The organism is Citrobacter sp. RHBSTW-00859 (assembly GCF_013729795.1).
GTDB classification, from domain to species: Bacteria; Pseudomonadota; Gammaproteobacteria; order Enterobacterales; family Enterobacteriaceae; genus Citrobacter; species Citrobacter braakii.
In genome coordinates, this window is record NZ_CP056285.1 from 71,746 (window position 1) to 84,883 (window position 13,138).

General features: G+C 48.0%; 13 protein-coding genes. 11 read left to right on the forward strand and 2 right to left on the reverse strand.

The window, feature by feature from the left end:
• Positions 1-9: 9 nt before the first annotated feature.
• Positions 10-2,415, forward strand: coding sequence for a heavy metal translocating P-type ATPase (locus HV302_RS26325; RefSeq protein ID WP_049592186.1), 2,406 nt, complete (start codon positions 10-12; stop codon positions 2,413-2,415).
• Complete coding sequence (lspA, locus tag HV302_RS26330) at positions 2,412-3,500, forward strand: signal peptidase II (protein ID WP_071200096.1); 1,089 nt, start codon at positions 2,412-2,414, stop codon at positions 3,498-3,500. The genes HV302_RS26325 and lspA overlap by 4 nt, the downstream gene beginning before the upstream one ends.
• A 324-nt stretch (positions 3,501-3,824) precedes the next feature.
• Here the strand turns inward: lspA and HV302_RS26335 are convergent, their stop codons facing one another.
• A complete protein-coding gene (locus HV302_RS26335) occupies positions 3,825-4,286 on the reverse strand; it encodes an Lrp/AsnC family transcriptional regulator (RefSeq protein ID WP_071200095.1) in 462 nt (153 codons plus the stop codon).
• Positions 4,287-4,403: 117 nt separating this feature from the next.
• Here HV302_RS26335 and HV302_RS26340 point away from each other — a divergent pair, with 117 nt between their 5' ends.
• The 3 genes from HV302_RS26340 to HV302_RS26350 all read left to right on the forward strand — a co-directional run bounded on the left by HV302_RS26340 (position 4,404) and on the right by HV302_RS26350 (position 7,373).
• Complete coding sequence (locus tag HV302_RS26340) at positions 4,404-5,351, forward strand: DMT family transporter (RefSeq protein ID WP_071200094.1); 948 nt, start codon at positions 4,404-4,406, stop codon at positions 5,349-5,351.
• Between the two features lie 298 nt (positions 5,352-5,649).
• On the forward strand, positions 5,650-5,994 hold the full coding sequence (locus HV302_RS26345; protein WP_075552837.1) for a hypothetical protein: 345 nt from the start codon (positions 5,650-5,652) through the stop codon (positions 5,992-5,994).
• Between the two features lie 356 nt (positions 5,995-6,350).
• Positions 6,351-7,373, forward strand: coding sequence for an IS110 family transposase (locus HV302_RS26350; protein ID WP_001567660.1), 1,023 nt, complete (start codon positions 6,351-6,353; stop codon positions 7,371-7,373).
• 358 nt (positions 7,374-7,731) lie between these two features.
• Here HV302_RS26350 and HV302_RS26355 read toward each other — a convergent pair whose 3' ends face one another.
• Positions 7,732-8,235 (reverse strand): hypothetical protein, encoded by a 504-nt coding sequence (locus tag HV302_RS26355; RefSeq protein ID WP_007372141.1) that lies wholly within the window; start codon positions 8,233-8,235, stop codon positions 7,732-7,734.
• Between the two features lie 253 nt (positions 8,236-8,488).
• On the opposite strand from HV302_RS26355, the gene umuD reads away from it, so the two are divergent.
• The 6 genes from umuD to HV302_RS26385 all read left to right on the forward strand — a co-directional run bounded on the left by umuD (position 8,489) and on the right by HV302_RS26385 (position 13,111).
• Positions 8,489-8,905, forward strand: a complete 417-nt coding sequence (gene umuD / locus HV302_RS26360; protein WP_008786793.1) for a translesion error-prone DNA polymerase V autoproteolytic subunit — start codon at positions 8,489-8,491, stop codon at positions 8,903-8,905.
• Positions 8,905-10,170 (forward strand): translesion error-prone DNA polymerase V subunit UmuC, encoded by a 1,266-nt coding sequence (gene umuC / locus HV302_RS26365; protein ID WP_009652912.1) that lies wholly within the window; start codon positions 8,905-8,907, stop codon positions 10,168-10,170. The genes umuD and umuC overlap by 1 nt, the downstream gene beginning before the upstream one ends.
• Positions 10,171-10,319: 149 nt before the next feature.
• Complete coding sequence (locus HV302_RS26370; protein WP_007372144.1) at positions 10,320-11,210, forward strand: DNA replication terminus site-binding protein; 891 nt, start codon at positions 10,320-10,322, stop codon at positions 11,208-11,210.
• A 312-nt stretch (positions 11,211-11,522) separates the two neighbouring features.
• Positions 11,523-11,903, forward strand: a complete 381-nt coding sequence (locus HV302_RS26375; protein ID WP_127649377.1) for a type I-E CRISPR-associated protein Cas6/Cse3/CasE — start codon at positions 11,523-11,525, stop codon at positions 11,901-11,903.
• A 288-nt stretch (positions 11,904-12,191) separates the two neighbouring features.
• Positions 12,192-12,449 carry a helix-turn-helix domain-containing protein gene (locus HV302_RS26380; RefSeq protein ID WP_001333498.1) on the forward strand — a complete coding sequence of 86 codons (258 nt, stop codon included), beginning with the start codon at positions 12,192-12,194 and terminating at the stop codon, positions 12,447-12,449.
• Positions 12,450-12,619: 170 nt separating this feature from the next.
• Positions 12,620-13,111: a GNAT family N-acetyltransferase gene (locus tag HV302_RS26385; RefSeq protein ID WP_000217395.1), complete on the forward strand. Its 492-nt coding sequence runs from the start codon at positions 12,620-12,622 to the stop codon at positions 13,109-13,111.
• Positions 13,112-13,138 lie beyond the last annotated feature (27 nt).

The following is a 13,138-nucleotide window of genomic DNA, read 5'->3' on the forward strand; positions in this document are numbered from 1 at the left end:
GGAAACGCTATGAGTAACTGCAGTTCAAAGGGATGCGGTTGTTCGACCATACCGATGAGCCAACCCGCTTCGCAAGCCCAGCCAACAGCTGAAGTGGCTCAGGCCGTCTACCGAATCGAGAACATGGATTGCCCTACAGAAGAGGCGCTGATCCGGAGCAAGTTGGCTACATTGACGGGTGTGATTGACCTTGACTTCAATCTGATGCAGCGGACATTAACCGTGCGGCACGAATTGCCATCGTTATCTCCGGTTGAACAAGCTTTAAAAGCTATCGGAATGCAGACCGAACGCCTGGATAGCGCTTCTGGCGAACAGACGACCAGACTGGTAATTGCCAAAATGGATTGTCCAACTGAAGAGGTTTTAATCCGTAATAAGCTTTCAAAGATAGCCGGGGTGACCCGTCTCGATTTCAACCTGTTGCAGCGCACCCTGTCCGTGCATCATACTCCTAACACGATGCCCGAGGTTCTGGATGCGCTGAAAACTCTGGATTTTGAGGCTCAGGTACTTAATACAGAGGGAACCACCTTATCTTCGGCAGTATCGGCACGGGATTCTACCAACTGGTGGCCGCTTGGTGTTTCATTGGTAGCTGCACTGGCTGCGGAGGCTGTCTACTGGTTCCTGAATGGCAACCATTGGTCAGTCATTGTTCTGGCACTGGTCGCCATCTTAACTGGCGGTCTTTCTACCTATAAGAAAGGCTGGATTGCACTTAAAAACCGCAACCTGAACATGAACGCCCTGATGTCAATAGCAGTCACTGGGGCCATGTTGATTGGCCACTGGCCAGAAGCGGCGATGGTGATGGTGCTGTTTGCACTTGCTGAAGTGATTGAAGCAAAATCGCTCAACCGTGCCCGTAACGCCATCCGGAGCCTGCTTGATCTTGCTCCCGAACAGGCCACAGTGCAGCAGCCAGATGGCTCGTGGCGGGAAGTTGAGGCAAGCCAGGTCACCATCGGCAGCCGGGTTAGGGTTAAACCTGGTGAGCGAATCGCCTTAGATGGCGAAGTGAAAGTGGGACGTTCTACGGTAAATCAAGCGTCGATCACTGGAGAAAGCCTGCCTGTTGAAAAAGCACCAGGTGATCAGGTGTTCGCAGCCACCATCAATGAGTCCGGTTCCTTCGAGTATATCGTTACGGCTATCGCCAGTAACTCCACACTGGCCCGTATTATTCACGCGGTAGAAGCAGCACAAGGCAGTCGTGCACCCACCCAACGTTTTGTCGATAGTTTTGCACGCTGGTACACGCCTGTAATATTCATTGTTGCTATCGCGGTAGCGCTAATTCCTCCGTTGTTCTACTCCGCCGCGTGGCTGGACTGGATTTATCGCGCGCTGGTTTTACTGGTTGTCGCCTGTCCGTGTGCGCTGGTGATCTCTACGCCAGTGACTATCGTTAGTGGCTTAGCCGCCGCAGCCCGGCATGGAATTCTAATCAAGGGAGGTGTCTATCTTGAAGAAGGTCGTAACCTTCGCTGGCTGGCACTGGATAAAACCGGCACGATCACTCACGGCAAACCTGAACAGACCGATTTCGCCGCATGGGGCGAAGCGTCAGCGGCCAGTAGTCGAAGTATTGCTGCGAGTCTCGCGGCTCGATCCGATCATCCCGTGTCCAGAGCCGTTGCGCACGCAGCAAATATCGATGGTATTACGCTACGTGATGTTGCCGAGTTCGTGGCATTACCAGGGCGTGGAGTGAGTGGCAGCATTGATGGCGTAACTTATCATCTTGGTAATCATCGGATGCTCAAAGAACTGGACTATTGTTCACCTGAACTGGAACAGCGCATCGATGCAATGGAGCGTGAAGGGAAAACTGTAGTCATTCTGGTGAGTACAAAGGGGGCTCAAGCCCTGTTCGCGGTAGCAGATACCATCAAGGATAGCAGCAGGAGCGCTATCACGGAGCTGCATGCACTGGGCATCAATACGATGATGTTGACTGGAGACAACCAGCACACCGCGCACGCAATAGCCACGCAAGCCGGGATCGATCGTGCACGGGGTAACTTATTGCCACTGGACAAATTACACGAGATTGAGCAACTGACTCTGACGGGCAAAGTCGGTATGGTGGGAGACGGAATCAATGATGCACCAGCCCTGGCTCGTGCTGACATCGGATTTGCAATGGGTGCGGCGGGCACCGACACCGCCATTGAGACGGCGGACGTTGCCCTGATGGACGATGATTTACGCAAAATATCGACATTCGTGCGTCTGTCGCGTGTGACGGCTAAGACGTTAAAGCAAAATATCGTGCTGGCATTAGGCATTAAAGCGATATTTCTGGTACTTACTTTCTCGGGGCACTCGACCATGTGGATGGCCGTATTTGCCGACATGGGGGCCAGCTTGCTCGTGGTGGGCAACGGTCTTAGGTTGTTACGCCGATGAACTGGAAATTCATTTTCTATGACTGGTATGGTCTGAACGCCGAGTTATTCGAGGCCATCAATGCGGGGATGCCTGTCACGCTGGGACCGCTTGTGTGGTTCTTAAGTCTGGTGAGTAATTACTGGACTGCGCCATTGATGCTGCTTGGGCTGTGGGGATGGTCGAGATTTGCCCTCCTTCCGGCCCAGGCTAATGCGGTCTGGTATCGGTTCATCATTTTTAGCACCGCCATTCTTCTTGCCTTGTTGGCCACCAGTGTTTTGAAGCTGTGGCTCGATTTCCCGCGCCCGACAGCCGTCTTTGGCGAGTTGGTAAGCATCGCAGGTGAGCATGAGAAAAACTACAGTTTTCCCAGTGAACATGCGACTTATTCGGCGCTGGTTGTCGGCACTCTTTGGACGCTGGTCGGGTACCGTGGACAAATCTCTTTGGTACTATATGCTGTCCTCGCTGGATGGGCATGCATTGCTGCCGGGATATCATTCCCGGCTGATATACTTGCAGGCTGGTGCATAGGTTTGGGCTGCATTGTTATTGCAAGAACGCTGATAGCATTTATTGCTCCTGTATGGCAGACAACTCGCCACGCATCGTCCTTAATCTGGTATGGAGTGACTTTTTTTGCTTTCATCACCGATCAGCTAACAAAATTCGTTATCGTTCGCATATATTCTTATGGCGAACAGGTCGAAGTAACGCCATTCTTCAATTTAGTTCATGTCTTAAACCCGGGGGCTGCATTCAGCTTTCTGGCAGGAGCGGGGGGCTGGCAACGTTATTTCTTCATCACTTTTGGCTTAGCTTTCTCTGCCTGGCTAGCGTACATGCTGAAAAAACAGCTTTCACGCCCTGAGGCACTGGGATATAGCCTGATGCTCGGAGGTGCGCTTGGAAATATTGCTGATCGCATTCTGCGCGGGTCAGTTGTCGATCTTCTCGACGTCCACTGGCAAGACATTCACTGGCCCGCCTTCAACCTGGCTGATGTGTTTGTTGCCGCAGGCGTAACCTGTCTGATCATCTCCAGTTTGTATCAGACCAGGTTAGCCCGAACTGAGAAAAAGTCAGACGGAGTTATCCCTTAAACCGGGGTCGACGTGTCAGAATGGAATGAAAGCTAATTGCTATATGAACTAAAGACTTATAATACTTCCTGAAAAAGGGCTGAAAGGCCTGGCCATAGCATTCGTGCGGATCTGTAGTGGTTACCAGAACCCGGAGCGTTAGCTTTAGCACGCTCCGGTGAACATAGCTTACTCTGAAATGGCATCGGGAAATAATTCTCAGCGACTGGAACTCCAGGCCATCAGTGATGGTTCTTTGAAGGCCAGTTTTTCCTTCTGATAACCGTCGAACCAGAGTTGTTTGATGTGCCTGAGTAGGTCAAACAACTCATTCCTGGAGGATAATTAGCCAGACAGAGGAAGCTGAGTTGTGTATTTTATTTCCTCCATGGAATAACTGGATGTTACATCACTCAATCCACTTACTGAACTTACCAGCTTTTTGTAAAAACTGTCGTAACCCTTCATATCTGAAACCACTACCTGAAGAAGATAATCATATTCTCCCGTGGTACGGAAAAAAGCCATCACTTCTGGCATGCCATTGACCTGAGATACAAAATGTTTGTACCAGTCGTGACTGTGGTTTTGTGTTTTTATCATCACAAAGGCTGTAAGCGATAAGTTAAGTTTTTCCTTGCTCAACAGGGCAACCCGACCAATGATGACCCCCTCATCTTCAAGACGTTTTATACGCTTCCAGCAAGGATTAGGCGTTAAATCTACAGCCGCTGCAAGATCCTGCAGACACACGGTAGCGTCGCGCTGTAACAGCCTGAGTAGCTCCTTATCTTTCTTGTCCAGCATAACCGCCCCCTTCTGATAGAGAAAATTTTTCTCTAAACGTATGAAAAAATACTGAGAATAACAATATTTTTCTCCCAAGAAAAAGATACATTAATTTCTTTTACTGGGAAGCATCTTATGCGCAGAGTGACGATATCGGTATTATTCCTGCTGGTTGCACTGACCTGGGGGACCACATGGCTGGCCATGCGTATAGCCGCTGAAACTATCCCTCCGGTATTTGCCACCGGGATGAGATTTATGTTTGCAGCACCATTTTTAATCAGCATTGCATGGTTCAGAAAAACACCACTTTTATTTCCACCCGGACAACGTTTATTCCAGATCATAATTTGTGTTTTTTATTTTTCCATCCCTTTCTCATTAATGATTTATGGTGAAACTTATGTCAGTTCTGGCCTGGCATCGATAATATTTTCGAATATGCCTGTGGCTGTTTTGATTACATCCGTTTTGTTTCTGAATGAAAAAACAAACCGAATGCAGGTCACTGGTTTAACTATCGCAATAGCTGCACTGATGGGTATTCTTCTCGAAGAGACAAAAACCATTACGGAGAGCCACTGGCAGGGTATTCTTGCTCTTGTTTCAGCTGTGATCATCCATGCTATAATATACACTCAATGTAAAAAAAGAGACTGTAGCGTCTCTGTTATAACATTTAATGCGCTACCATGTTTTTTTGCAGGATTACTCCTCTCTGCTGCGGGATGGTTATTCGAAAGACCTCAGATTTCAACTTTCTCAACGAACTCAATATTAGCGACCATATATTTAGGTTCTTTCGCAGGTGTTTTTGGTATTCTGTGCTATTTTGCTCTTCAGCAAAAGGCGAATGCTTTCCAGGCCTCACTTGTATTTCTTATTTTTCCTCTGATTGCGGTAAGTCTGGAAAATTATATTTATGGATATGCCATTTCAACACACTCAATGCTACTTATTATACCGTTAGCTATCGGGATATTTCTGACTCTTGTCTTCAGGGAATTGCCTGGAACTGACAGGCTGCGGGGTAAATTATCGATAACAAGCAATCCGATGAATAATGATGTAAAAACTTCCTGAGAAGCGGTAGGCTGGGTCTTTATTTTCGGCCAATGTGGCGAGTAAACGGTAGATGCAGGCTCACAGTCTAGTGAGAGACAGTTGCCGCATCCAACTCTCTGAGATCCATCAATGCACATGTTGATTGCAAATAACTGATATTATTGTGTATTTTTTTTTAAAACATCGAGTTGGTATCAGTTTTTTGTAGTAAAGATTGATTACTTGCCGTACAGGAGAGATAATTCCCTCTGTATAATATGGGTTAAAATATTGAATATATCAAAAAGTGCACCTTGAATGGTGCAAAGGATAAGCCATGAGTAAGAAATTTTTGTTACCTGTTGTGTTGTCATCGTTTTTTTTGTACTCATCCATAGCGACAGCTTGTCCATATAGCTATGGATATAATAACCGTAATCATTCAGCGTACAGTGAAAATTATTCAAAATTAGCTCGTGACTTCGAAGCTAAAAGGTATGAACTAAATAAATTGTATGATCAGGGGGTTAGCGAAACAGATGACAAAGCTAAAGTGTTAATTAAAGATTTGGATTCTCTTTCAGCTAAAATGCAACAAGAAAGACAGTCAGCCCGCCCGTATCAAGGTGAGCGCAATAGAGATAATTGGGATCGTAATGGTCATTACGACCACTGCTGGTAATGTGAATAAACCCCGTAAGCACGTTTGCCGTGTTTACGGGGATATAACTCAGCATCCTGTAGAACAAAGCAAGGCTCATGGAACAGAAGTTTGCATGTTAAACGCAGTATTTTACCGATGCGGTCAGGAGACTATTTAATTTAAAATCCAGTGCCTATCTCATTTAAGATCTCGCGCATTCAGTAGTTCATTACTTATAACACCAGTCGGACGGCATGTAGCTTGTAGCTGACTCTATTGCGATATTTAACCTGTTCAAAAAACAGGCTTAACGAATGGAAGGGACTTCCCCTGATTATGCGCCTGATTAACTCTTGTGCAATCATGGGGTAAACACAACCCCGGAGGGATTCGTTATGACCATTACTACTGTCGGTATCGATCTTGCTAAAAATGTGTTCGCTGTTCATTGCGTTGACCAGAATGGCAAAACCGTTCTGGTTAAATCCAGAGTAACCCGCGCAGCTCTTCCCGGGCTGATTGCTGGTTTGCCGCCCTGTGTTATCGGGATGGAGGCGTGCTCCGGGGCTCATTACTGGGCAAGACTGTTTCGGCAGTATGGTCATGAGCCGCGTCTGATGGCCGCTAAATTTGTATCGCCTTACCGCATGGCTGGTAAATCAGGGAAAAATGATGCAGCTGATGCTCAGGCTATCTGCGAGGCGGTTCGTCGCCCACATATGCGGTTTGTGCCGGTTAAGGATGAGAGCCAGCAGGCAATGCAGTGTCTGCATCGTACCCGACAGGGTTTTATCGAAGAGAAAACAGCAACATATAATCGTCTCCGGGGGTTGATATCTGAATTCGGCGTTATCGCCCCACAAAGTACAGATGCCCTGCGCCACATAGTTTTTGAGCAGAAGAATTCTTTACCACTTCAGGTTCAGCAATGTGTTGATGATTTGCTGGAGCACGTTGCTCGCATTGAAGATAACATCGCTGAATATGACCGAATTTTGTCCCGCATGGCCAAAACAGATCATCGCAGTCAGCGGCTGATGGAATTGAAGGGCGTTGGCCCCACAACGGCCTGTGCGCTGGTCGCCAGTATCGGTAATGCACATGATTTTAAGAATGGGCGCCAGCTGGCAGCCTGGCTGGGACTGACACCATCGCAGTACAGCAGCGGCGGAAAGTCGAAGCTTGGCAGGATAACGAAAGCTGGCGATTCGTATCTGAGAACACTTCTGGTTCAGGGTGCCCGCTCGGTACTGATCGGGGCGGAGAAAAGGACTGATTTATTCAGTCGTTGGGTCTGCTCACTGGTCGAACGCAGAGGATACTGGCGCGCTGTTGTTGCCATCGCTGCCAAAAATGCAAGACTGTGCTGGGCATCATTGCATTACGGTGATGATTTCAGGTTGTACTCAGCCAGCTAAAGTACAAAGCTGTATGACCATCTGTTCTGCAACTCGTTGATGATAAAGGGTTAGACCCCGTGAGGTATATCTGCTTATTGTACAGGGCAAGTGTACCCGACTAACGAACTAGAGCCTCACGAGCGTCTTTCATCAGGGTCCGAATCGATGACGATTCATCATGACCGTTTATAGTACCGCAGTCTCTCCCCTTTATTTTTTTACTATAGTGCAGACAGAAACCGTAAACACCGGCGTTGACATGCCGGGGAAGCCCTTATAGTACAATAATTTTCGATATCCAAACTGACCCCAAGTAAGGACGGTCGCGCCTGTGGTGGTTTTATCTCCGTGGAGCGCCTGGCCCCGGCCATAATTGTTAGTTCGATACCCCATGAGTCACGCCTCCGGGTATTGCCAGAAAGTCGGGGGCTTCAGCCATACCTTTGCGCGATAACAGCACTAATCTGTCCTGCGGGGTCGAGACAATTTCATCCCCGTTATCCAGTACGCTGCCCACCAGCGCGAGCCCTTTCTCGAAGTGTGTAGCTTTCTGGCCAGCGCTTGAAACAATCCGTGCAGATGAACCATCGGTATAAGTGACTGCATCACCCTCCACTGCGATTTTGACCATTTGACCGTTGCCTAGATCCATAACCCTGGCGCTATCAACAGCGGTTACGACACCACCTCGCGCAGTCAGGCTTCCCTCGACCGCAACACGCCAGATTGCTGTTACCGGGTGTTGGCGATCCCTTTCAGCGTTCTGCTCAATAATTTGTCGAGCATCCACATCCATTGCGGCCAGATCAGCGTCAGAGAAAGGGGATTTGTCAAAGTCGGCCAGCATTTGTTGAGTTGCTTCATTTGTAAACTGCTTCATCGTTATTACTCCTTATAAAATGTACGGATAAATTCCGAATTGTATACGAAGTAAGCACGAGTAAATTCTGAAAATGAACTGAGGAATCATATGGTTGCAATTTGTTATGTGCAGTTACCCACTTCTGGACAAGTGATAAGAAAAACCTGAAGAGTGATAGCGGAAAATAACTTTCGGAAAAGGAGGTGCGAAAATTCCTGGCTCCTGTCTATAATACTGTATGGATATACAGCACCACGAAGAGCAGAGCATTATGAAACTTATCCCAGTGACACAACAATCACCAGGCCAATTCCCGTTGTTCGTTGAGCCTGTCAGCGCAGGTTTCCCTTCAGTCGCTTCCGATTATGTTGATGAATTTATTGATCTAAATACTCACCTCATCAAACATCCATCTGCAACCTACTTCTTACGAGTAACAGGTTCATCGATGGTAGAGGCACGTATTCACGAAGGCGATCTGGTCATCGTGGATAGCTCACTTGAGGCGAAAGAGGGGGATATTGTGATTGCGACCGTTGATGGTGATTTCACCATTAAGCGGTTGCAGCTAAGCCCGGCTCCCGCGCTACTGCCAATGAATAGCCGGATGTCACCGATCTATCTGAAAGAAGGCGAAGAACTGGCCATTTTTGGCGTGGTGACCTTCATCGTGTACAAGGCCTTGTGATGTTCTGCCTGGTGGATTGCAACTCATTTTACGCCTCCTGCGAGAGAGTCTTTCGGCCCGATCTGGTGAACAAGCCAATTGTATGCCTTTCGAACAATGATGGCATGGTCGTGGCACGTTCAGCGGAAGCTAAAAAATTAGGTATCCAGAATGGTGACGTGTACTTCCAGAAGAAAGCATTCTTTGAAGCTAACGGTGTACATGTTTTCAGTTCTAACTATGCCTTGTACGCGGAGATCTCCCGTAGGGTGTGTGAGACATTATTTAAATTCTCCAGTAATACTGAGGTCTACAGTATTGATGAAGTTTTCCTTTCGTTTGAAGGAATGCAGAAAAATTATAATTTTGATGACTATGGAAGAGAAATAAAGAAAACCGTATTAAAGAGCACCCATATACCCGTGGGGGTGGGCATATCGACAACTAAAACTTTGGCAAAACTAGCAAATAAAGCTGCAAAAACATGGACTAAAACAGGCGGAGTGGTTGATCTCAGCAGTCCAGAAAGACAACGTAAATTATTGCCATATATTGACGTAAGCGATGTCTGGGGGGTGGGCCGGAGATATGCCACCAGACTGAACAGCATGGGCATCAGGACTGCTCTCGATCTGGCCAATGCGCCAACATCGCTTATCCGTAACACATTTGGAGTCGTACTGGAGCGAACGCAGCGCGAATTGAATGGCGAGTCCTGCATAGCCCTGGAAGAGGTGAGGAAGGTTAAGCAGCAGATCATCAGCTCGCGTTCATTCGGCCAGAAAATAGAGCACTACGAAGCAATGCACCAGGCGGTGTGTGAGTATGCCGAACGTGCAGGCGAGAAGCTGCGCGAAGAGAAGCAATACTGTCGCTGCATAACGGTTTTTATTGGCACAAGTTACTATTCGAAAACGGCCCCTTACAGTGGCCAGCAGACAGTCAAGCTGGAAAACCCCACCGCCGATACCCGGGAAATCATTGCGGCTGCGGTCGCAGGGCTCCGGCATATCTGGCAGGAGGGATACCGATACCATAAAGCCGGAGTGATGCTATCTGACTTTTATGATAGCGCCACCAGCCAGCTCGATTTGTTTGGTGAGAACCGACTCTTTGCCAATGGTGAAGCGTTGATGGGCGTGATGGATAGAATTAACCGGTCAGGTCGGGGGAAATTATGGTTTGCGGGCCAGGGCATCGACAAAGACTGGACGATGCGGCGGGAGTTATTGTCACCATCCTATCTCACTAACATTAATGAAATCCCTCGCGTCAGGATTGGCTAATCAGCAGTGAAAACTTCATTCGTCATCGATAAAATTCGTCTGTAAACAAAACGAACTTGATATACTCGGTTTCGCTTGTTATGAGTATGTATGTACATACAGTCCTCCGTGCAGCGGAGGGAGTTTAGAGCCCTTTTTCGGGGATAGAAATGAATATCTCAACAACTTTCCAGACGCTGGAGAGCGAGATCACACAACTTCGTGGAGTGCTGGGTTCCCGGCTTCCGCTCAAGGCGAGTGTCTGCGTCCTGCCAGCCGTTGCTGATGGCGAAGAAGATATGGCCATCGAACACATCATGCCTGAGCTGAAACAGGGACACGATGCTGTCCATGCTGCCTGCGCGGCATACGCTGACCTGCATATCAGGGATGGCTATTCGCAGAAGTCCGCTCGGCGCACTACCGGCGTATTATGGTACGACAATACAGATGCGGAATTCTCTCAGCTGGTTACCCGTTTGGTGACATCCATCAACCAGCATAAAGAGAGCATTCAACGCCACATCATCGAAAACTACGGTGGTGATCGCCGACCGGAATACATGCGCTTCAACGCGCTGCATAGCGCCTGCCCTGGTGTCATGACCCTGCATCTCTATCGGCAGCTGCGTATGTTTGATAATGCTAACGTCAATCTGGTCAGTTTCGGCTGGAGGCAAAAGACGCTTTTTAGCAGGGTTAACAAAATCGAGTTGCTCCAGAAGATGGGCAAGGACATCGAGGAAGATGAAGATAAATCAGTCAGACTCAACTCGTTGATTAAGGCTATTGCGCGTGTACCGGAAGAAAAGCTTCGCTTACGCCGTCCGGTTAAAGTGCATCCAGCTGCAAACATCGCGATGGCTGATCCTGAACACCCCGACCAGATACTGCGTCTTTCTGCCGCTTCATCTATGCCGTTCATTATCATTCAGGATGAGCACGTGAAAATTCGGCCATTGCCAGAGTTCGTGGCCAATGAAGTAAAGCCGAGGAGTAACCGCCTCAAGACAGATGTGATCGGTATATTCCACGGCGAAAGTATCGAAATGATTCTCTGACCACACCGGCCAAAGGACTGGCCGTATTCCCCCCTCATAATTTCGTCACTCGCCGTCCATGCCATACCCTGAAACTAATATTGAAAATTCATTATGTTCAGCAAGGAATGTGGCGTGAAATACTTTGAATGTGCGCTCAGGTTCAGAATCGCCCCAGGTGACGTGTATGGGATCCACCAGCAACTGGATAAGGTAGTCCAGGAACGTTCTGGGTCGCGACTCCCATACACCTTCTACTCTCGCAAACAAAGTGCCTCCGACACCCAGGTTGTTCTGAGAACGGCTGTTGCACTCGGGCTCCCTGGCGAAGTCATGAAGGAAATCATGTTTGTGTCTGGCCAGAAAATTCGAATCTGCGGCTCGCTGGCCACTATTCGACGCGAGGAAGCTGGAGGCCGGAAAAGAGAGATTTGTCCACCTGCCCATGAACTCCCGGATTATATCCACTATCACCTGGAACGGGCCGGAGTGATCTGTGGACGGTTACGTATCGTTCGAAGCACCAAGTTCCATATTATTAAGCCCGGGAGCGTTGGCCGTACATCCCACAAGATCATTGTACCGATGAGCCAGTACGATGCTGAATGCGTGATTGAAGATGTCGGCGCACTTGAACAGGCATACGCTTTCGGGATCGGCAGAAAGCGGATATTCGGCTTTGGCTATATGAACAGCATCGAAGTGCTTTCCTGAACAGGCCATTAAGCATAGTTATTATCTGAATTTCAAACCGACTCGCAAACTTACGGCATTAACACTTCTGATACACCCTTTAAATGCTGTAAACTGTTGTAGCCCTTACTAAATCGTAAGAGTGGGGATTTGCAGCCCCGACTAATGACACGCCGTTCATGTACTTGAACGGTTCGCACTCGCTCGCCTGTTTTTTGTCAATGGTGGGTCGGGGCGTGGGAGCCTTACGGCTCGCCAGTCGTCATTAGCTGGTACTGCAAACCATGTTCCGATTCACCACCAAAGGAAATGGAGATGGAAAAACAGGACTGGCATAAGGCAGACATCATAGCTGCGCTACATAAGAAAGGTTTGTCACTTGCCTCACTGAGTAGGGCTAACGGTCTTTCAAGCAGCACTCTGGCAAATGCACTGACACGTGACTGGCCTAGAGGCGAGATCATCATCGCTAATGCAATTGGTGAAGAACCTCAAGAAATATGGCCAACCCGATATTTTGATAAGGCAGGAATGCCGATCAAGAGAATCATAAGAAAACCGGTTTAAATGAAAAAGGCTGGCATTTTTGCTGGCCTTATATACCTCCTGGCTCTGCTACTGAAACCACTAACACCGATCAAATGGTCATCAGCGAAATACCCCGTTCATTTCTATTGACCTCTTTACCTCCATGTAATCAAATTGATGGAATAATAACGGTTACGAGAGACAAACTGATGACGGTGTTATCTGCCCCTGAAATGCGCTTTGGAACCAAACAGGATGTTCCCTTTATCATAGCGGTGATTCGCGACGGTATGCGGGATGGGTATTTTAACTTTGATGATGATGACGGACTGTCTCAGTTCGAAAGTCAGATCTCAGAAGCCATTGCCAGGCGGGAACGGGGAGAGAATTGCGCCGATTTCTTGTTTGTCTTTGATGCTCAACATAATGGCGCAGCGATAGGTTTTGCCCTACTGACGGGCAAAAATGGTGCAAATGGACTTGCTTCACATCTGGAAATCAGGATGTTTGGTGTTACCAGGAGTCAAAGACAAAAAGGATTTGGGCGCTCCATGTTGCAAAGTATTCTGGATGCTACTCCCGGCCATAAAGTGGAGGCATCCTGTCTTCCTGCATCAGTTGTCATGGCCAGGATGCTGACTAATGCGGGTTTTCACGTCAAAGAGATAAGCCCGTTTGGAAAGCGTACTTTCAGACGCTAATGTAAAATTCAGATAAAAAAACCGGCT